Raw genomic sequence first — 20787 nt, forward strand, 5'->3', positions numbered from 1 at the left:
TAGGAATATTCTATTTTCATAACAAAAAAGCAACAAACTTCTAAATGAAATTCATTTTTCACAAACAAAAACCCTCAGCAACAGACGGCAGAGGGTTCATCATTAATGGAAAGCTTTTATAATTGTGGGGTATATAACAAGGGTAATAATTTGGAGAACAATAATTGCCATAACAATCATGCTAAAATAGAAGATTGGTTTACTTCGCTTCATTAAAAACATAATAATAAGCATCGTACAAGCAAACAAACTTAAAAAGAACAAACTCGTTGTCGAACTAAGTATACCACTTGGGACAAAGAACAATAAAACTACACTACAAGTACCTATAATTCCAAATAACCATTCCATTCATTCACTCATTCCCTTTCCCTCTCATGGCAGTTTTTTCTACGCTACTAAATGTTTTACAACATCAATTACATATGTTAACTTTTCATACGCCACAAACCCAAAAGCTACTGTTAAACCCGTTACGATTAATCCTTTCATCATCTCTTCCTCCTCATTTATCGTTGTTATCTTCATTATATAAGATTAGTAATTTGTTACCATCGAACTTCCTTACACTTACCTTACAGAGTTGTAAGATTTCAAAAATAAGTTTAAAATCATGTTAATGTATTTTTGTACAATTAAGAATTTAATTTACAAGGGGGATTATATATGTTCAAAAAAATGGCAGCTGACGTTTTAGGATTAAGCGATGTAGGTTCCGTTATCACACCAAAAGATTACGATAAGGTCGATGCTGATGATTACGTAATGCATGAAGATGGGGAGAAAATTTACTTTCTTATTAAATCAAAATCGGATGAATATTGCTTTACAAACAAAGGATTAATTCACTTAGATGGTACAAGTGCCACAAGCAAAAAACGTACATTACGCCGCTTTAGCTATAGTAAATATCAAATTAAAAACGTAGCACTTGAAACTGCAGGAACGATTGATTTAGATGTAGAAATTAAATTTCAAATGGGAGATGAGCATTACTCAATTGATGTTCATAAAAAACATATTGAAGAATTAAAAGATTTATATAAGGCTCTTCTTAAAATCGAAGAAATTTCATACGACAACGACATTACATTGCAGTATGCACATAAAAGTTTAGATATGGCATCTAACGCTTTCAGCCGTATTTCAAATGCACAAGTAAATTTAGCAGAACAGTTTAAAGAGATGAACGAGATCGCCTTTAACTGGCTCGTTGATACGAAAAAGCAATATAACGTGAAAGATTACGGTTTTGTCTTTGAAAAATTTATTAATAACTAATTTAAAACAAACAAAAAACCTTGTTATCAAAAGATAACAAGGTTTTTTTAGCGTCCCAGGAGAGATTCGAACTCCCGACCGTACGCTTAGAAGGCGTATGCTCTATCCGGCTGAGCTACTGGGACATGGAGCGGGTGAAGAGAATCGAACTCTCGACCAGAGCTTGGAAGGCTCTTGTTTTACCACTAAACTACACCCGCATATGTTATTTTATTTTTCTTCGTTAGCGCCGTTGCCCTATCGACAATATTTATTATATTCATAACTACTTATAAAGTCAACACTTTTTTAAAAGAGGATAATTTTTCTTATCCTCTTTTAAAAATTGCTTGTTCCACCAGCTGTCCATCTAATGTTTCAAAACGAACTTCTATATGATTTTCATCCATTTCTAATAAAGCGAATGTCTTTTCCACACGAGAGCGCGGGAGCAAAATACTTCCTGGATTAATAAATAAAATCCCATCAAGTAATTCTGCCCCTAATACATGAGAATGTCCAAAGCACGCTACTTGTGCTCCTACTTCTTCTGCATGATACGCTAACGTTTGTAACGTCATTTTCACATCATGACGATGACCGTGTACAACTAAGAAACGAATTCCATCTACATCAGTTACAATTTCATCTTGAAAGTTAGCATAATCACAATTCCCTTTTACAACTTGGAAACCTTGTAGCTCTTCGTGAGCAGGCGTTAGCTCTGAATCACCACAATGAATCATGACATCTACTTTCCCTTCATATTTCTCTTTTAACTGCTGTAATTCCTTCACAGAGCTATGACTATCGCTTACGATTAAAGCTTTCATCAATCTCTCTCCCTTATTCTTCTAAAAACCATTCCGGGATTTTCTCTTCTAATTTACGAAGAGCGCGTCCGCGGTGGCTAATGGCATTTTTCTCATCTGAGCTTAGTTCCGCCATTGCCTTTTTATATTCTTCTACATAAAAAATCGGATCGTATCCAAAACCATTTTCCCCGCGGCGCTGTTCTAAGATTTTCCCTTCACACGTTCCGTTTACAATAACCGGCTCTTTATCTGCCTCAGGGAAAGCAACCGCTAGTGCACAGTAAAAACGAGCTGTACGTTTTTCTAAATCGATGTCAGTTAACTCTTGCAACACTTTATCGATATTCGCTTGGTCATCTTTCGGCTCTCCAGCAAAACGAGCTGAATATACACCTGGTTTCCCGTTTAAGGCATCTACAATAAGACCTGAGTCATCCGCAATTACGATGGAATTCAACTGTCTACTAAGACTGTCCGCTTTCAAAATTGCGTTTTCTTCAAATGTTTCACCAGTTTCTTCGACTTCTTCAATATGAGGAAAATCGTGTAAAGATTTCACTTCTAAGTCAAATCTCTCAAATAACTCAGCAAACTCACGTACTTTCCCAAGATTTTTCGTCGCTACAACAACTTGCTTCATATTTTCCACCTCTACTCTATATGAGATACGATGTCACCTAACGCTTCTTTTTGCTTTTCAACAAGTTGGAAAATCCCTTGTTCAGCAGCATCAAGTAATTCATTTAATTCAGCTCTGCTAAACGTCGCTTCTTCTCCAGTTCCTTGCACTTCAACAAACTGACCTTTTCCAGTCATAATAACGTTCATATCAACGTCTGCTTTAGAATCTTCAGCATAATTTAAATCTAAAACAACACCTTGTTCTTCAACAACACCTACTGACGTTGCCGCTAAATAATCTTTCACCGGAATTTTAGATACTTTTTCTGCTTGCAATAATTTTTCAAAAGCTAATACCATCGCTACATAAGCACCTGTAATAGAAGCTGTTCTCGTTCCGCCATCCGCTTGAATTACATCACAGTCAATCCAAACCGTTCTTTCGCCAAGCGCTTCTAAATCAACAACCGCACGTAATGCTCGTCCAATTAAACGCTGGATTTCCATTGTACGCCCTGTTACTTTCCCTTTACTTGACTCCCTGATTGTACGTTGCTCTGTCGCACGTGGAATCATTGAGTATTCTGCTGTTACCCAGCCTTTTCCTTCTCCGCGCATAAACGGCGGTACACGCTCTTCAATTGTCGCTGAACAAATTACCTTTGTATCCCCAACTTCAATTAGTACTGATCCCTCTGGATGTTTTAAATAATTTGTATGAATATGTATATGGCGTAGCTCTGCTTTTCCTCTACCATCTACTCGCATAAAAATAACCCCCTCATAAATACTCTCATTAGTATAGCCAAATTTAAATGTACGATATGTATAACAATAAAAGAAGGGGAACTCAAAAAGCAATTCCCCTTTCTTACATAAGTATATCAAATTATTCGCGATTAAAAACTACCTGTATTCACGTTTTGTGGACGATCAACAGGTTTTATTAACTTTTCACCTTTCTCATCCATAAGATTTGCTTTCCCATTCACTTCAATAGAAACATTTTTCACACCTTGTTTTTCCGTTAAAGATAAGACTAACGATTTCAACACATAATTTGAAATCATGTTTTTGTCTGGGTTCACAAATATATTTTCATTAAAGTTTAATGTAATATTTCCGTTCTCCACTTTTGGATTCGTAATAAGCTTAGCTCCTGGATTAAAATCATTTAGTAGCGACCCTTGAATCGGACCTTTTACAAGCTCATCCACAATTGCCGAGTAATCATTTTCTTTTCCTTCTGCAACGCGCCTTGTTACCGGTACGTAATATTGCTGCTTATTATTATTTTGCGCCATAAAGTAAAGTGTAACCGGTTTTGTATGCGTCACATCTGCTACTTGTTCATCATCAAAGTTAATTCCATTCGCACGACTTACACCTTCACCTAGCGGTGTACCCGCAACAGGCATCTTCACTAACTTTTCACCATTTATTTGGAACTGCACTTGTTTTATTTCTGTAAATTGAGTCAAAGTCCACGCTACTGATTCAACAATTTGACGTTCTTCTTCTTTTGAATAATTTTTCATTTCTTTAGAGAAATCAATTACTGCTGTCCCGCCTTTTTTCAAATTCAAGGTCATCGTCGTATTCGCTGGAAGGACTGCTCGAAATCCATTTGGCAATAAATTTGTAACTGGTCCATCTTTCACAAGATACTCTAACGTTTGCTGTACAACTTCATTCGCTTTCGGAGTAGGCATTGCAATAGTTTGCGGTACGACATATCCATTTTTATCAACGAGGTATAACTCTCTATTTACTGTTTGCCCTTGTTTATCTTTTTTAGCAGTTTCTTTCTTTTCACCTTCTGTATACGTAACTTTTTTTGGCGGATCAATTTGTTCTGTCGCTTTCTCTTGATTTAACAAGCCACACCCTGATAATAAAATCGCACTCACAGTAGCACCAACAACCCATTTAAAAGTGGATTTAGGCATGCCATTCCCCCCTAAAATCTAAGTTTGTACTATTATGTATACGAGCTGTTTCATGTTTTAGAACAAGCTATGGCTACTTATACAGAAAAAACCCCTGATTTCTCAGGAGTTCTCTTATATGAATCTACTATTATTCTGTTTCTAAATTGATATGCTTCACATTTTCAATCGGCTGACCGAACCACTTTGATGCAATTTCTTTAAACAGGCCTATTTTACCAGTCGTTAAGAAGAGATGATCACTTTGTTCTTCTCCCTCATTTAGCATCTTACTATGGTATAAAATCGTGCTTACCTCACGCGCTGTTTCATCACCCGAACTAATTAATTGTACTTGATCCCCCATTACCTTTTTAATAACAGGACCTAAAATCGGATAATGTGTACATCCTAGAATAAGCGTATCAATGTCAGTACTTTTCAACGGTTGCAATGTTTCTCTTACAACTTCATACGCCATTTCACTTTCGAAATTCCCACTCTCTACAAGCTCAACGAAAGGTGGGCACGCTAAACTTTCTACCATAACACGGTTATTAATAGACTTTAGCGCCTCTTCATAGGCGCCACTTTTTACTGTTCCAATCGTTCCAATAATCCCAACATGATACGTATTTGTCACTTTTAAAGCTGTACGTGATCCTGGATGAATAACTCCAACTACTGGAATTGGTAATTGTTTCTGCATTTCTTCTAATACAACCGCAGTTGCTGTATTACACGCAATAACTAACATTTTGATATTTAAATCTAATAAATGCTCCGTCATTTCCCACGTAAATTGACGCACTTCTTCACGAGAACGCGGACCATAAGGGCAACGTGCTGTATCCCCTAAATATATAATACGCTCTTTCGGCAACTGACGAATTAATTCCTTCGCTACTGTTAAACCGCCCACTCCTGAATCAATAACACCGATCGCTCTATTCAACTTAATCACCCGTTTTCTCATTCATCATCTTTTATGTTTATCAGTATATTTTACACACTTTAAGTTCGCTAACTTAAAGTGCCCCTGTATAAAAATTTTCATTTGTACCTATATAGATCAGGACCTTTTTTATTTTGCTCCTTTTTTTCATAATTTGCAAGACAGAAAAATAACCGACCTTCTATATGAAAGTCGGTTTCTTCTATATAAATTGCGTATTTACCCCGCTATTTGCCGGACAGTAAGACCCCCACCTCAAAATTCAGCGAAAGCAAAGAAGTTATATGGGGGATCGGGCTGCCCGTAAAAGTCCGATTGGTGTAGGCTAATAATTAGTGGGGGATGCCCCCCCACTAATTAAAGTTTCACTTTATTGCTCCATCTTTTTTTGGAAAGAAGACATTCCTATTAATAAGAAGAAATGAGCAGAAATTAAAATGATGATTAAAATAAAATTCAAACGATAACTATTTGTAGCTTCCATAACTTTGCTCGCTACAGCTGGTCCAAATGCCATACCGAAAAAGTTAATTAAATTATATAAACCAAGACCGACTCCAACTTTAGCTGGATGTAATGTTTTCGGTATAAATGTGTTTAATGATACTTGAATAGCTGAATAACTCATAAATGTTAAAATAACCGCCACTAAAATAATGATTAAGTTCCCGTTCGGAATAAGCCCTAAAATTAAAAAGCCAACGATCATAATGACAGACGCTACATAAATCATATTCACATTTCCAAACGAAGGGACAATCTTCCCCGTAATAAAACTAGATACAATACCAAAGAGTGATGCAACAAACAATGCAATTCCGATAACGAATGGCGACAATCCGTGCACTCTTCCTAACAGTGATGGCAATAATAATAGACTAGCACATAACGCCACATTAATTATAAACCCGACCGCTATTAAACGAAGAAATGGTTTGTTCGAAAATAACTCAATATCAATAAATGGATGCTCCGCGTTCTTCATACGAACCGTGAATAAAAATAAGAAAGCTACCGATAACACAAATAGCCAACTATTAATATTGACACCTAATAAAACAGTCGTAATGAATGCAAATAATAACGCCGCTCCAATGTAATCAAAATGAAACGCTTCATCCGTATGCTGCGCTTCTTCTGGCATAAATTTTATAAGCAAGAAAATCCCAACTACTGAAATAACCATAAATAAAAATAAATATGGCCACCCTAATGTATTTGTAATAGCCCCGCCAACTAAAGGACCAATGCCTATTGCTAATGCAATAGAAGAACTAATCATCGCTAATGCACCAGGCTTCTTAGCGGGAGCAACTAATTTTGCCACTGCAATCATACTAAGCGCAATAAACGCCGCGCCCCCACTCGCCTGCACTAATCTTGCAAGAATGGTAATCGCATAAGATTGATTCATAAATCCAATAATAGAACCCGCTACAAATATGATAATTGAAATAATCAATAGTTTTTTTACGCTATAACGATCAGCCAACTTCCCATATATCATCGAACCAATACCGACAACTAAGGAATAACCTACTACAACATGCGGCGTGAAATTAGGTGCTACATAAAATAAAGCCCCTTCTTCTTTCAACTTACTTTCTAGCAAAAACGGAACTCGATTTTCTAAATGTACAGCTTTTTCTTCATCGTTTGTATAACCTGTTATACGCTTACCGGCAACAAAAAACGAGCCATCTTTATTTTTCACACCAACTAAAGAACTTACCCCGTGACAAACAGCCGCTACGATCCGGTTATTATTGTACATATTCTCAATTAAATTTGCTACATATGGATTACCTGGAAAATCTACAATCGCCCCGTGCCCACCACAAAATAATACCGCATCATACTCTGAAGAGTGAACAGTTGAAATCGCCCTCGTATTTTGCAATAAAGAAGCGACATGCTTAAATTCACGAGGTATGCCATTCGGAATAGACACTCTATCAATTGGTACTCTCCCGCCTTTTATCGACACAATATCAACATCGAACTTAGCTTTTTTAAATAAATGATAAGGAGCTGCGAGCTCTTCCAGCCACAAACCAGTCGGGTGTCCATTCAAATCATGAGCGCTTGTTGAAACTAATAATACCCTTTTCAACATATCCCCTCCTTACTACCTATTTATGTATGAAACATTCTTATCATTCATATGGAGCATGAAACAAACAGAAAAATAGCCGACCTTTTGTATAAAAGTCGGCTGCTTTCTTATAGTTCGAGCTCTCCCATACGAAGAAGCTCAACAACTGCTTGTGAACGTCCTTTAACCCCTAGCTTTTGCATTGCGTTTGAGATGTGATTACGTACTGTTTTTTCACTTATAAACAGTTCACCTGCAATTTCCTTCGTCGTTTTATCTTGAACCAGTAATTCAAATACTTCTCTTTCTCTCTTTGTGAGTAACGGTTTAGATTGATACGCTTTTTCCTTCAACTGGTATAACCCTCCTTGCTTAAGCCAGAGCTGTATATGTGTAAGTTGGGTGTTTATTTAGTCAAGATATTGTATGAACGAAATGTGCAGGTGGTGAATGAAAATGGGCTTTATTTCTTATGTTATTTTAGACTTTTATACAGTGCGTACACTCTTTTTATCCACTTACTTTTCAGTACGCCATATTTGTTCTAGTAATATGCTGACAACTGTACCTACGAACAAACCATTTCCGAATATATATTGCATCACAGACGGCAAGGATTGGAGTGCTCCAGACGGTAAAAACATAACACCACTTCCAAATAATATAGCAACTCCTAAAATCGTTACATTCCTTTCGCTGATTGGCACTTGTTTTATATTATTAAATCCAATTCCAATTAACTGTACGAACGAAGCCATTAAAACGGCTGATGCGACAGCGGATGGTAAAGACGCTAAGTAACGAATGATACTTGGAAAAAGAGACATTACGACTAGTAACGCACATGCCATTAAGAACGATCGTATATATTTTTGTTTTGTTAAGCGTATAAACCCTGCCGTTGCTGGTAACGGAACGACACCTACAGTTGAAAATACAGAGGAAATGATATGTGAAATCCCTCCAACCCACGTTCCATCCTTCAACTGTTTTTGTTCAATAGTCGCTTTATGAATGGTAGCTTGATTAATTGCTATAATAGCTGCCACTGTATTTGAAACTAAAATACATACCATAACGAAACTTGATACAGCCATACCTGTATTCCATTTTGGAATTCCCCACGCGAATATATGTGGAAGTTGCACAAAATGAGTTACTTGAGATGGGATCGTCACTTTTCCTGCAATGAGAAAAATAATCCAGCCACTAATTAACCCTATTAAAACCGCATAACTTTTAACAAACCCTTTTCCGAAGTTGGAGAGTATGACTACGAATAAAAATATGCCAAAAGCAATTAATGCTGTAAATCCATCAATTTGAGAAACAGTAGCTGTAATTCCTAGCATTCCTTTTAAAAATACACCACTTAATTGTAAACATAATAAAAGTAAGAACGTCCCTGTCACGAGCGGCGTAAATAAAAATAAAATACGCCCGATAACTCCCGTTACTCCTAGCCCTATTAAAACAACTCCCGCAACCATCATTCCTAATTCTAAAATTTGCAATGTACTATGTAATTGATCCTGCCCTACAGTTGCATAAGCAAGCACGGTAAATACACCCACCCAAGATCCAGCTGGTCCATCCGCAATCGGAAGCTTATGTCCAAGCCATCCTTGTAAAAAAGAAGATATACCAACTACGAAAAACGTACGCTGCATTAAATAAAATACTTCTTCCGTCGTAAGATGAAATAATCCGCCAACGACAATTGGTAGCGCGATTGAGTTTGCTAATAAAAAAATAAACCATTGCAAAGTTCCCATAATATGATTTTGATTATGTTGATTGTCCAAACTTTTCATCCCTTCTTGCTTCCTTATAAGGAAGTATAGTACTTCCCTGTTTCTACTAAATAAAAAAGAAGGGTTCTATTTTCACAATTAGAACCCTTCTAAAAACATCTAAACGATTCCTCTATACAAGATTATCAGATTTCACTTGATCTAAATCCCCTATAACAACATTCCCTTTATACATAACTACACGCTTCTCTGTTTGACGAGCCACTGCTTCCGCGGCGCATGTTGCATTCGTTAAAACAAAACTTGCCTCATCCCCTACATTCGGCCACACTCGTTTTCCTTCATTATTTAACGTTTCTTTCCCTCCAGTAATAAAACGAAGAGCTTTCCCTAAAGACCTTTCATCACTCCAACCAAATCGTTCTGCCAATCGATTTGCCTTTTGAAGCATATCACCTGTGCCGAACGGAGACCAATGATCTGTAATACTATCATTTCCTAATGAAACTTTAACTCCTTTTCGATCTAATAATGGAATTGGGATTACTTGTTTACCGATTGGAACGGTTGAAGTGATATCAATCTTTAATGCTGCTAGTCTTTCTGCCACTTCTTCAGCTTCTTTATCAGTAACACCACCAAGTCCAAGCGCATGACTAATTGTTACACGACCTTGCCATCCTGCTTCTTCCGTTAGACTTGCTAATCTCTTCATTGTAAACGTTCCAAGATTATTCGCATCGTGCAAATGAATATCAACATCCGCATTAAATTCTACCGCAATGTCCATAATCGTATGTAATGATTTTTCAATATCATTATCTACTGTAGCTGGGTCCACTCCGCCAACTAATTGTGCGCCCATACGCATCGCATCTTTCACAAGTTGCATAGAATTACTTCGCAATAATCCATGTTGCGGAAATGCAACTATTCTACCAGACAACCGATCTTTATATGTTCCTAAAGCCGCTAACGTTGCCTCTAAATTACGAAGTCCAATAACCGGATCCACATTACAATGCGTTCTAATATTTGTTGCGCCATTTCGAAGCAATAACTCTAGCATATTTTCCGCCCTGTCTTGAGCAGTTGCTAATTGCTTTGGTAAAATCGTTTTTTCTTCATTAAAACGTGTAAAAATATTTTCTGCTGGCATACAAGCTTTCCAAGGCCCACTATAATATGTTTTATCAATATGAATATGCATCTCTTCAAAAGCTGGTAAAACTAATAAACGATTAGCATCAAAAGTTAACGTTCCTTCCTCTTGGGCGATTCCCGCTATAATTCTTTTAATTCGCCCATCTTCAATAAGAAGACTGCATATCTCAGTTTCCGTTTGTGAAATTTTCGCTTCTTCATATGTATAACCTGTTTCAAGCTTTACATTAGTCAACCAATATAATGTCATTACCATTTCCCCACCTTATATTAGAAAATACGTCACACCCTCATTTTCATTTTAATACCAACTGAAAATTAAGACAATTAATCCACTGTATTGTCCTTTCACAAAAAAATGTAATATAACCTAATGGTCTTCTCATAAATTTCCATATAGAATAAAAGTACACTGTATCACTCATACATAACAGCGGTGATATAAAAAGGAGAGGATCATAATATGTCGAAGAGGTTATATAAATCCGAAACTGATAAAATGTTATTTGGTATATGCGGTGGTTTAGGAGAATATTTTGATATTAGCTCTACTCTCATTCGCATACTTTGGGTCATTGCTATTTTATGTTTTGGGACGGGGTTTTTAGTTTATTTTATTTGTTTATTACTTATGCCACGCTCTTACTAATAACATTCTTTCATATATTTGAGCATAGCGTATAAAAAATCCCCTATAGATTTTTCTATAGGGGATTTTTTCATGAAGAATATTTCATCGTTAAATGTAATACCGCTACTTCATCCTCTTCATTTTTATAACTATGTTTCTTATTAGCTTCAAACTGAATGGAGTCAAACTCATTTAGCACATATACGTCATTCTCAACTTGAATAGAAACTTTCCCTTTCATTACTGTTACAAGCTCAATTGCTCCTTCATGATGAGCTTCCGGTTCATATATACTATTCGCTCTTAAACAAGCACGGTGCATTTCCATCCCTGTTTCTTTCGTGTAACGGAACATCGTTTCTAAATGCCATGCTTGTCCTACATCTACTGCAAATCCTTCTCCGCAGCGCGCAACAGCTACAGGTTCTCCAACAACCATTAATCTCGATAAAGGAATCGATAACCCTTTCGTTATTTTCCAAATAACAGCTAACGTTGGATTCGTTTCGCCTCTCTCAATTTTCCCTAATGTTAATTTACTAACCCCTGTTTTTTGGGCTAATTCTTCTAAACTTAATTTTTGTTCATTTCGAATTTGTCTTAATAGCTGACCTACTTGCTGAATTACTTCTTTCGTTTGCATATCTTCATTTTCTTTCATACATAAAAACCACCTTAAAATATAAAATAGTTTACTTTTATTAACTTTAAGTATATTATACTATACATAAATACTCAATTCCGAAAGGAGTGCCATACTTCATGCGCGCAATATTACTAGGTCTTTTATCATCGGCCTTTTTTTCTGCAACCTTTATTATTAACAGAGCAATGAATGTATCTGGAACAAGCTGGGCTTGGACTGCTTCCTTCCGTTTTCTATTTGCTCTCCCTATTTTATTCCTTATCGTTTTATTTCGCAAAAACTTAGGAGCTTTATGGGCAGAATTAAAAAAACATCCATTTGTATGGATCGGGTGGGGCTCGGTCGCTGGCATCGGCTTCTATTCTTTATTAAGTTTCGCAGCTGTTTTTTCTCCAGCTTGGCTCGTTGCTGGAACTTGGCAAGTTACGATATTAGCAGGTTTACTACTATCACCATTATTTTTCGTTAAAATAGAAACGAAATCAGGTACAAAACTTGTACGTGGAAAAATTCCACTTCGCAGTTTATATGTAGCATTATTTATTTTACTTGGTGTAATTTGTATGCAAGCGACTGCAGCGGGTCATATTACAATGACTCAGTTCATCTCGGGATTTTTACCTGTCGTATTAGCGGCTTTCTTATATCCGTTCGGTAACCGAAAAATGATGGAACTTGTTGGCGGGCGTCTTGATACATTCCAACGTGTATTAGGAATGGCAATCGGAAGTCTCCCTATTACAATCCTACTTGGTATATACGGATTTTCCACTACCGGTATTCCATCATCAAGTCAAATGATGCAAGGATTTTTGTTAGCATTATGTTCCGGAGTTATTGCGACGATGACATTTTTCTTTGCTACTGACTTAGCAAAAGACAATCTTGCTTTACTTGGAGCTGTTGAAGCAACACAAGCTGGAACGATGGTCTTCACTGTGCTTGGTGAGATTATTTTCTTAAATGGTTCATTCCCTAGCGGGCTGTCACTGATTGGGATGATTATTATCATGCTAGGAATGATCGTAAATAGTGTTTTAAACCGTTCTGTTCCAGTCATTAAACAAAAAAAATCAGCATAAAAATAGATATGGTTCTTCTTCATAGAACCATATCTATTTTTATTATCTCCCTATTTCGCCTTATCAGAATAGTATTTCATTAGCTGTTTATACTAAAACCTATGTTATAATACCTTTCATGTGCATTAATAGGAGGTAAATTATGTTAAAAAAAGCAATTGCTGAATTTATTGGTACATTTGTACTTGTATTATTCGGAACTGGAGTAGCTGTCATTGGTGGCGGAATTGAAGGAATTGGAACATTAGGTATCGCTATGGCTTTCGGATTATCTATCGTGGCTATGGCATATAGCATTGGAACAATTTCTGGATGTCATATTAACCCAGCAGTATCAATCGCTATGTTCATCAACAAAAGAATGAACGCTATGGAACTTAGCTATTATTTATTAGCTCAAATTTCAGGTGGTTTATTAGGAACTGCAACGTTAGTAACAATTTTACGATCTGCTAAATTACCTTTAGATAATTTAGGACAAAATAGTTTTGGAACTCTTGGTTTATCTGGAGCATTTTTAGTTGAATTCATTTTAACTTTCGTATTTGTTTTAGTTATCGTTGCTGTAACAGGTAAAAAGGGAAGTTCTTCTTTAGCTGGACTAGTAATTGGTTTCACATTAGTATTAATTCACTTATTAGGTATTCCGTTAACTGGAACATCTGTTAACCCAGCTCGTAGTATCGCACCAGCTCTATTCGCTGGCGGAGAAGCAATTTCTCAACTATGGGTGTTCATCGTTGCCCCAATTTTTGGTGGTATCGTAGCAGCTGTTGTAGGAAAGTTTATTTTAAATACGGAAAAATAGAACTTTCAATATTTCCGAATAAAAAAAAGCGAGCCCTCATCATGAGGAAGCTCGCTTTTTTTTATTCTTTAATTTTCGACTTTAAATTTGTAACTAATTGCTGCACCGCTACATTTGCAAGTACGTTTTCCATCGCTTCTTGCGATTGTATTAAAATAATCTCTAATACCGATTGAATATTAGCTCCTACTGGACATTCAATGTTGGGATTTTCATGGAAAGAAAATAGATGTCCTTCTTCTACAACTTCCACAGCTTTATATACATCAAGTAATGTAATTTCATCTAAATCACGAGCAAGTGTCGTACCACCTTTACCAGCTTGTACATCAACAAGTCCTGCTCTCTTCAACATTCCTGTAATGCGACGAATCACAACTGGATTTGTATTCACACTACCAGCAATCCATTCAGAGGTACAGCGAGAGTTTCGATCTATTGCAAGTAACGTTAACATATGAACACCTACTGTAAAACGACTACTAATTCCCATCTGCACACCCTCCTTTTTATTCATTCTATTAAAAGACAACTCTTATTATTATATACTATTTTTAATTTATACATAAAGAAAAAGCATGATTCCATTAGAAAATCATGCTTTCCCTCTATTATTGACGCTTTATAAATTTCGCTAAATCTTTAAACTTCACTTTATCAGAGTAATTCATTACACCATTTACATAGATACGACTTGTAACAGCATTTAATATACCAATTGTCGCCAATAAAACTACTAATGTTATCGTAATCTCTAGCATACCTGCTTCACCGGCTACAATCCGCGAGAAGGTGACCATCGGTGTGAAAAACGGAACATACGAACTTACAACAACAATAGTACTATTTGGATCACTTAATGATTTAATACTAATGAAGAATGCAGCCATGATCAAAATCATTATCGGGAAAGATACAGCTTGTAAATCCTCTGTCTTAGACACAACAGCTCCAGCCGCAGCGTACATCATCGCATAAAGTAAATACCCCGTAATGAAATAAACAAGAAACATACTTATAACCTTTGCATCTAATTTTGTAAAGTCAATTGGAACGCCAAGTAATGAAGCACTTTCTAAATCGACCCAACCTAACAAATAAGGAATAAGATAACCACACGCCAATATTACAAGTTGTAATAACGCCGTTGAAACAACCGCCAAAATTTTCGCATACATCATCGTAAGAGGCTTTACTTTCGGAAGCATTACTTCCATTACACGTGACGCCTTTTCAGATGCAATATTCATTGCGATTGTATTTCCGAAAGCTACAATAAACATATACAAAGCAAATGTAAAGAAATATGCAATTCCGAAAGAAGATGTACGATCTTTTATCGCTTCTTGCTTCACTTGAATTTCTGCTTGTAATTGCTGCGCAATTTCTGGTGAAACATTATTTTTTGCAATCGTCACCTTCGTATATTGTTGTTTTAAATAACCCGCCATAATCGCAGAAGTCGCTTGGCTTGGAAATCCATTATACATATATGTAACTGCTGGAGTCCCATCCTTTTCCGTCACATGGAATAGACCATCTAAATCTCCCTCTTCTACTTGCTTATGTAGTTTATCAAAATCATCTTTTGAACCGACCGTTATTTTTGCTGATGGCAATAGCTTATTTAGCTCTTCTTTTTGTACTTTGTATGTGGAACTCTCTACTACAACTGCAATTTTATCTTTATCCTTATTTTTATCATCGCCTGAAGTAAAATGATTAAATGCAAAAATCCCAAACACAACCAAAAATAAAATCGCACTCGTAATTAATGATTTTTTAGATAAAAATGCTTCTTTAAAATAAAATGAAAATACATGAGAAAATTTACGCATCTTTATTTCGCCCTCTCTACAAAGATTTCGTTTAACGTCGGCTCTAACATTTTAAATTGTCGTAAGCTAACACCTTGCTCTTGCAACTGCTGCAAAATGTTGAGAGCTTCTGCATCGTCTTGTACTTTCACATAAAGAAGGCCTTGCTGTTTTTCATACGATACATGTATAGCTTCTAATCCCTTTTCATTCTCTACTGTATCTTCAATCGTTAAATTACGGAAACCGTATTCCTTCTTAATATCACTTAATTGTCCTTCTACGACCGCTTCACCTTTTTTCAAAATACATACATGTTGGCAAAAAGCCTCTACTTGCTCCATACGGTGACTAGATAAAATAATTGTCTTTCCGCTCTGTACTTGTTCTCCAATAATACTAGCCAACATTCCAGCATTAACTGGATCAAGTCCGCTAAATGGTTCATCCAAAATAAGAAGTTCTGGATCATGAAGAAGAGCAGCAATCAATTGAATTTTTTGCTGGTTCCCTTTCGAAAGTTCTCCTGCTGTTTTGAATTTATATTCTGGGATTGCTAAGCGCTCTAACCAGTAATCAATTGCAAGATCCACTTCTTTTTTCGTCATTCCTTCTAATCTGCCAAAATATCGCAACTGATCTATTACTCTACTTTTTGTATATAAGCCTCTTTCTTCTGGTAAATATCCAATTGTTACCCCGCTATCACCAAATGATTTTCCATCCCACGTAATAGAACCTTCATTTGGCGTTAATAAACCTAGTAACATTTTAATTGTCGTTGTTTTCCCTGCACCATTTCGGCCAAGTAACCCTAACACTTCACCTTTCGGTAACGAGATTTGCAAACCATTAACCGCTTTAGATTCTCCGAATATTTTTGTTAAGTTTTGAATTTGTAAACTCAATGTATAAAGCCTCCCCTTTAGTATCATTCGTACTCTCTATTAAAGACTATGATTGTTCGAAATAAAATATAGTACTATATTTCAATCTTTTATACGTATCATGATCCCCCATCCACCATTTGTTGTATTTAGTTAAAATTGTAAATAACAAAGATATATTTGTCAATTATAATTGTCATTTCGACAATAAAACACGTCAAATCACTTTTTGTTATTTTTCCCATCTTTCTAATATAGGACATACTACTATATATACAAAAGACAATATGCAAATGTTCATAAAAAAATTTTTATATTTTAATATATAATATAAGATGATTTTCTAACATCGAGGAGGATACATATGAAGATGAAGAGGGGTATTACCAGTTTATTATCTATAGCCGTTCTTTCCACATCGCTTGTAGCATGTTCAGGAACAGCTGAGAAAACAGTGGCAAAAGAAGAGAAAGTACAATTAACAGACCAGCAATTGATGGCCGATTTATGGTATCAAACAGCTGGCGAAACGAAAGCACTTTACTACCAAGGCTACAATATTGGTCAATTAAAGCTTGATGCAGCTCTTGCAAAAGGGACAGAAAAAAAACCTGCTATCGTACTTGATCTAGATGAAACTGTTTTAGATAACAGTCCCCATCAAGCAATGAGCGTAAAAACAGGAAAAGGCTATCCTTATAAATGGGACGATTGGATTAATAAGGCTGAAGCTGAAGCTCTTCCAGGCGCTATTGATTTCTTAAAATATACAGAGTCTAAAGGTGTAGATATTTACTACATCTCAAATCGTAAAACAAATCAACTAGATGCAACAATTAAAAACCTTGAGCGCGTAGGTGCTCCTCAAGCGACGAAAGAACATATATTACTACAGGACCCGAAAGAAAAAGGGAAAGAAAAGCGTCGTGAACTTGTTTCTCAAACACATGACATCGTCCTATTCTTCGGTGACAACTTATCTGATTTCACTGGTTTTGATGGAAAATCTGTGAAAGATCGCAATGAAACAGTAGCAGAATCAAAAGCACAATTTGGTGAGAAATTCATCATTTTCCCTAATCCAATGTACGGTGATTGGGAAGGTGCTCTATATGACTATAATTTCAAAAAATCAGATGCAGAAAAAGACAAAATCCGTCGTGACAATTTAAAATCATTTGATGCAAAATAACAAAGAGGATGGCCTTCGCCATCCTCTTTTATTGCATATTTCTTGTTAAAGGTAAAATAAATACTTCTACACGTCTATTTTTCGCTTTTCCTTCTGGTGTATCATTTGGTGCAATTGAACGGTATTCTCCGTAACCAATTGCACTAAATTTTTCTGGTTGCAATTCTTTATTTTGGAGTAACACCTGCATAAAATTAACTGCACGCTGTGTACTTAACTCCCAGTTTGATGCAAACTGAGCATTTGCGATAGGAACCGTATCTGTATGACCCGACACTGTAATTTCACGAGGTGATGCTGAAACAAGTAGGTTAGACATCTCTTTTGCAATCCCTAACGATTCCAACTTCACATCTGCTTTTCCTGAATCAAATAGTACATTTTCTAATATCGTTAACATTAATCCTTTTTCAGTTAACTTAGTTTGAAAAGAAGAGGATAGTTGTTTCTCATTAATATATTGATCAATCTTTTTTTGTAATGCTTTCAACTCATCCATTTCTTTTTTTTCTTTAGCTCTATCTTCCGCTTGTTTTTTTGCTTGTTCTGCCTCAAGGCTACTTGCTGATAATTCTTTTTCCTCATTTGGTTTTTGATCACTTAAAAATTCTTTATTTCCTGTTCCACCGGCTAACTCACTTCGAAAAGCAACTGCCATCTGTTTAAATTTCGCAGCATCTATACTACTCATTGCAAATAAAACAATAAACAGTGCAAACAACAAAGTTAGCATATCAGAATACGGAATTAACCAAGTTTCATCAATATGCTCTTCATGTTTTTTCTTTTTGCCTCTTCTATTTTTCTTACTCCGCATTTTTTTCCGCTCCTTTTTCTAGCTTCTTACGCTCAGTCGCAGAAAGCGCACCTAAAATGCGGTTTTTCATAATAAACGGATATGTACCTTCTTGTAACATTAATAAACAATCAATAATTAAACGTTTCTTCTCTAATTCAGCAGCAGACTTTTGCTTCAATTTGTTTGCAAATGGATGCCATAATACGTAACCTGAAAAAATACCGAAAATCGTTGCAATAAACGCACCTGAAATAGCATGCCCTAGCTTTTCAATATCAGTTAAATTTCCAAGTGCAGCTACAAGACCAATAACAGCACCTAAAACCCCTAGTGTAGGTGCATATGTACCAGCTTGCGAAAAAATAGCAGCCCCTTTTGCATGTCTCTCTTCAATCGCTTCTAATTCGGCTTCTAAAATTTGTTCTAAATCCTCTGCAGATACACCATCAATAACAAATTTCATACCACGCAAAAGAAATTCATCTTCAATTTCATCTAATTGTTGCTCTAAAGACAAAATACCGTATTTTCTACTCTCAGATGTCCAATGAACAAATAATTCTAGCAATTGTTCATAACTTAAATCTTTTTTATTTGAACCAAAAAGAACTTTAAATAATTTTGGAACTCTTTTTAGTTGATTCATCGGAAATGCAATACACACTGCAGCAAATGTACCGACGAAAATAATTAGTGCTGCGGCAGGATTTAGTAAGGCTGTTATGTCAGCGCCCTTGACGACCATCCCTACGACTACCGCTAATACTCCTAAAATGATTCCAATAATTGTTGCAAAATCCATTCCCATCCACTCCTAGTCTATACCAGAGGTCTTTTATTCTCAATAATCGCTACATCTTCTTATATACATATATTACATAAAAAATGAACTTCATGAAAGATAAGAAATGAATTATATGAAAAAATACTACATTTTCACACATTTTCTGACATTTTCTTTGCATTTCTATTACGTTACGACTCTTATATTTCTTTTTCAACAAACTAGACTTATAATAAAAACGATACATATTTTATTAAGAAAGGACTGTGATTACAGGGCATCATGAAAAAAATAATAATTATTTCTGCCGCTACTATTGTAATCGGTATCACATCTTTCGTTTACTTTGGTTCTAAATCACCACTACAAAACGAAGCGAAAGCTGTCGAAAATCAAAAACATAATAACCACCAAAAAGAAGAGATTCCTGCTTTTCAAAAAGCTGATCATAATGCAAAGAAACTAGATGATAATTTTTCCGTTGTAACAAATCCAGATTCTGCTCTTGTATTAGTCAATAAACATCGTAAATTACCAGATGGGTACATTCCAGAAGATTTGACGAAACCGAACGTACCATTTACTAGTCCAAAAGATAAAGAGAAAACATTACTTCGCAAAGATGCTGCAGACGCTCTTGAAAAAATGTTCCAAGCAGCGAAAGAAGAAGGTTTAGAACTTACAGCAGTTTCAGGTTACCGTTCTTACAAACGCCAACAGTCATTACATAATACATATATTAAACGCCAAGGAAAAGCTGAGGCTGATTCGGTAAGTGCAATTCCTGGAACAAGTGAGCATCAAACCGGTCTAGCAATGGATATTAGCTCAAAATCTGCTAAATTCCAATTAGAACCAATCTTCGGAGAGACAGCAGAAGGAAAATGGGTTGCAGAACATGCCCATGAGTTCGGATTTGTCATTCGTTATTTAGAGGATAAAACAAAAACAACAGAGTATGCATATGAACCGTGGCACTTACGCTACGTCGGTAATCCATACGCCACATACATATATAAGCACCACCTAACATTAGAAGAGGCGATGGAGGACAAAAAATAAGAGAGCGAATCGCTCTCTTATTTTTCTTTTATTCTATTATAATAGCAATTCCTTCCATTCTTCAGGCCACGGTTCGCCTCTTCCAGTTTTTTTCGATGCTTGGACCATCATACCGCGTCCAACTAAACAAACTTCTCCTTCTGCATTTTTGACCATATAGTGTAAATCTAAAGAGGAATTCCCAACCGCTCCCGCCTTTACATATACTTTCAACTGCTCATCAAAATAAATTTGTTTAATAAAATTGCATTGTAGATCTGCGACGACTATCATCGTTTCTGATGATTCATGTGTCCATTCTTGCATAAATCCGAGTTCTTTAAACAATGCGATACGCGCTTCTTCAAAATATGTAAAAGCAACGACATTATTTACATGTCCAAACATATCTACTTCACCAAAACGAACTTTGACAGGATTATAAAATGAAAAACCACTTTCCCATTGCTCAAAGTCTTCAATATAAGAAATTCTCTTCATCGTTCCC

Annotated in this window: 24 protein-coding genes and 2 tRNA genes; 6 read left to right on the plus strand and 20 right to left on the minus strand. The window is 36.0% G+C overall.

Annotated elements, in window-relative coordinates; all coding sequences use genetic code 11:
• Positions 1-102 precede the first annotated feature (102 nt).
• Positions 103-351: a hypothetical protein gene (locus tag NSQ69_RS22090; protein WP_001983650.1), complete on the minus strand. Its 249-nt coding sequence runs from the start codon at positions 349-351 to the stop codon at positions 103-105.
• 39 nt (positions 352-390) lie between these two features.
• Positions 391-528, minus strand: a complete 138-nt coding sequence (locus tag NSQ69_RS22095; RefSeq protein ID WP_002015343.1) for a hypothetical protein — start codon at positions 526-528, stop codon at positions 391-393.
• A 138-nt stretch (positions 529-666) separates the two neighbouring features.
• On the opposite strand from NSQ69_RS22095, the gene NSQ69_RS22100 reads away from it, so the two are divergent.
• Positions 667-1281 carry a PH domain-containing protein gene (locus tag NSQ69_RS22100; RefSeq protein WP_000473869.1) on the plus strand — a complete coding sequence of 205 codons (615 nt, stop codon included), beginning with the start codon at positions 667-669 and terminating at the stop codon, positions 1279-1281.
• A 51-nt stretch (positions 1282-1332) separates the two neighbouring features.
• Here the strand turns inward: NSQ69_RS22100 and NSQ69_RS22105 are convergent.
• From NSQ69_RS22105 to NSQ69_RS22155, 11 genes are all read right to left on the minus strand, one after another.
• A tRNA-Arg gene (locus tag NSQ69_RS22105) sits at positions 1333-1406 on the minus strand.
• Position 1407: 1 nt separating this feature from the next.
• Positions 1408-1481, minus strand: a tRNA-Gly gene (locus NSQ69_RS22110).
• A 108-nt stretch (positions 1482-1589) separates the two neighbouring features.
• Entirely contained in the window at positions 1590-2093 is a 504-nt protein-coding gene (locus tag NSQ69_RS22115; protein WP_002129278.1) for a metallophosphoesterase, read from the minus strand.
• 13 nt (positions 2094-2106) lie between these two features.
• Positions 2107-2715: an XTP/dITP diphosphatase gene (locus NSQ69_RS22120; protein WP_002143277.1), complete on the minus strand. Its 609-nt coding sequence runs from the start codon at positions 2713-2715 to the stop codon at positions 2107-2109.
• 11 nt (positions 2716-2726) lie between these two features.
• Positions 2727-3464, minus strand: coding sequence for a ribonuclease PH (gene rph / locus NSQ69_RS22125; RefSeq protein WP_002015340.1), 738 nt, complete (start codon positions 3462-3464; stop codon positions 2727-2729).
• Between the two features lie 131 nt (positions 3465-3595).
• Complete coding sequence (locus NSQ69_RS22130; protein WP_002129281.1) at positions 3596-4645, minus strand: GerMN domain-containing protein; 1050 nt, start codon at positions 4643-4645, stop codon at positions 3596-3598.
• A 130-nt stretch (positions 4646-4775) separates the two neighbouring features.
• Complete coding sequence (gene racE / locus NSQ69_RS22135; RefSeq protein ID WP_003191613.1) at positions 4776-5600, minus strand: glutamate racemase; 825 nt, start codon at positions 5598-5600, stop codon at positions 4776-4778.
• 349 nt (positions 5601-5949) lie between these two features.
• Positions 5950-7695, minus strand: a complete 1746-nt coding sequence (locus NSQ69_RS22140) for an MFS transporter (RefSeq protein WP_003191610.1) — start codon at positions 7693-7695, stop codon at positions 5950-5952.
• 107 nt (positions 7696-7802) lie between these two features.
• Complete coding sequence (gene gerE, locus NSQ69_RS22145; protein ID WP_000659484.1) at positions 7803-8027, minus strand: spore germination transcription factor GerE; 225 nt, start codon at positions 8025-8027, stop codon at positions 7803-7805.
• Positions 8028-8192: 165 nt separating this feature from the next.
• Entirely contained in the window at positions 8193-9488 is a 1296-nt protein-coding gene (locus NSQ69_RS22150) for a purine/pyrimidine permease (RefSeq protein WP_002167618.1), read from the minus strand.
• A gap of 112 nt (positions 9489-9600) precedes the next feature.
• Positions 9601-10842, minus strand: coding sequence for an amidohydrolase family protein (locus NSQ69_RS22155; RefSeq protein WP_002129289.1), 1242 nt, complete (start codon positions 10840-10842; stop codon positions 9601-9603).
• 213 nt (positions 10843-11055) lie between these two features.
• Between NSQ69_RS22155 and NSQ69_RS22160 the strand changes: the two genes are divergently transcribed.
• Positions 11056-11241 (plus strand): PspC domain-containing protein, encoded by a 186-nt coding sequence (locus NSQ69_RS22160; protein ID WP_002129290.1) that lies wholly within the window; start codon positions 11056-11058, stop codon positions 11239-11241.
• A 70-nt stretch (positions 11242-11311) separates the two neighbouring features.
• On the opposite strand, the gene NSQ69_RS22165 is transcribed toward NSQ69_RS22160, so the two are convergent.
• A complete protein-coding gene (locus NSQ69_RS22165) occupies positions 11312-11884 on the minus strand; it encodes a helix-turn-helix domain-containing protein (RefSeq protein WP_002034214.1) in 573 nt (190 codons plus the stop codon).
• A 101-nt stretch (positions 11885-11985) separates the two neighbouring features.
• On the opposite strand from NSQ69_RS22165, the gene NSQ69_RS22170 reads away from it, so the two are divergent.
• On the plus strand, positions 11986-12951 hold the full coding sequence (locus NSQ69_RS22170; RefSeq protein ID WP_002129291.1) for a DMT family transporter: 966 nt from the start codon (positions 11986-11988) through the stop codon (positions 12949-12951).
• A gap of 142 nt (positions 12952-13093) precedes the next feature.
• Positions 13094-13759: an aquaporin gene (locus NSQ69_RS22175; protein ID WP_341099672.1), complete on the plus strand. Its 666-nt coding sequence runs from the start codon at positions 13094-13096 to the stop codon at positions 13757-13759.
• 61 nt (positions 13760-13820) lie between these two features.
• Here the strand turns inward: NSQ69_RS22175 and NSQ69_RS22180 are convergent, their stop codons facing one another.
• The 3 genes from NSQ69_RS22180 to NSQ69_RS22190 form a co-directional block, all read right to left on the minus strand.
• Positions 13821-14252, minus strand: a complete 432-nt coding sequence (locus NSQ69_RS22180) for an Rrf2 family transcriptional regulator (RefSeq protein WP_078422017.1) — start codon at positions 14250-14252, stop codon at positions 13821-13823.
• A 118-nt stretch (positions 14253-14370) separates the two neighbouring features.
• Positions 14371-15597 (minus strand): ABC transporter permease, encoded by a 1227-nt coding sequence (locus NSQ69_RS22185; RefSeq protein ID WP_002167617.1) that lies wholly within the window; start codon positions 15595-15597, stop codon positions 14371-14373.
• A 2-nt stretch (positions 15598-15599) separates the two neighbouring features.
• On the minus strand, positions 15600-16484 hold the full coding sequence (locus tag NSQ69_RS22190) for an ABC transporter ATP-binding protein (protein ID WP_341099673.1): 885 nt from the start codon (positions 16482-16484) through the stop codon (positions 15600-15602).
• Positions 16485-16827: 343 nt separating this feature from the next.
• On the opposite strand from NSQ69_RS22190, the gene NSQ69_RS22195 reads away from it, so the two are divergent.
• Positions 16828-17655 (plus strand): 5'-nucleotidase, lipoprotein e(P4) family, encoded by an 828-nt coding sequence (locus tag NSQ69_RS22195; RefSeq protein WP_002129299.1) that lies wholly within the window; start codon positions 16828-16830, stop codon positions 17653-17655.
• A gap of 28 nt (positions 17656-17683) precedes the next feature.
• On the opposite strand, the gene motB is transcribed toward NSQ69_RS22195, so the two are convergent.
• Complete coding sequence (gene motB, locus NSQ69_RS22200; protein WP_002129300.1) at positions 17684-18472, minus strand: flagellar motor protein MotB; 789 nt, start codon at positions 18470-18472, stop codon at positions 17684-17686.
• Positions 18462-19256 carry a flagellar motor stator protein MotA gene (gene motA, locus NSQ69_RS22205; protein ID WP_002129301.1) on the minus strand — a complete coding sequence of 265 codons (795 nt, stop codon included), beginning with the start codon at positions 19254-19256 and terminating at the stop codon, positions 18462-18464. The genes motB and motA overlap by 11 nt, the downstream gene beginning before the upstream one ends.
• A gap of 264 nt (positions 19257-19520) precedes the next feature.
• On the opposite strand from motA, the gene NSQ69_RS22210 reads away from it, so the two are divergent.
• On the plus strand, positions 19521-20300 hold the full coding sequence (locus tag NSQ69_RS22210) for a M15 family metallopeptidase (RefSeq protein WP_002088858.1): 780 nt from the start codon (positions 19521-19523) through the stop codon (positions 20298-20300).
• 36 nt (positions 20301-20336) lie between these two features.
• On the opposite strand, the gene NSQ69_RS22215 is transcribed toward NSQ69_RS22210, so the two are convergent.
• Entirely contained in the window at positions 20337-20780 is a 444-nt protein-coding gene (locus NSQ69_RS22215) for an acyl-CoA thioesterase (RefSeq protein ID WP_002088859.1), read from the minus strand.
• Positions 20781-20787: the final 7 nt, after the last annotated feature.

It is taken from the genome of Bacillus sp. FSL R10-2201 (assembly GCF_038008665.1).
Taxonomy (GTDB): Bacteria; Bacillota; Bacilli; order Bacillales; family Bacillaceae_G; genus Bacillus_A; species Bacillus_A mycoides.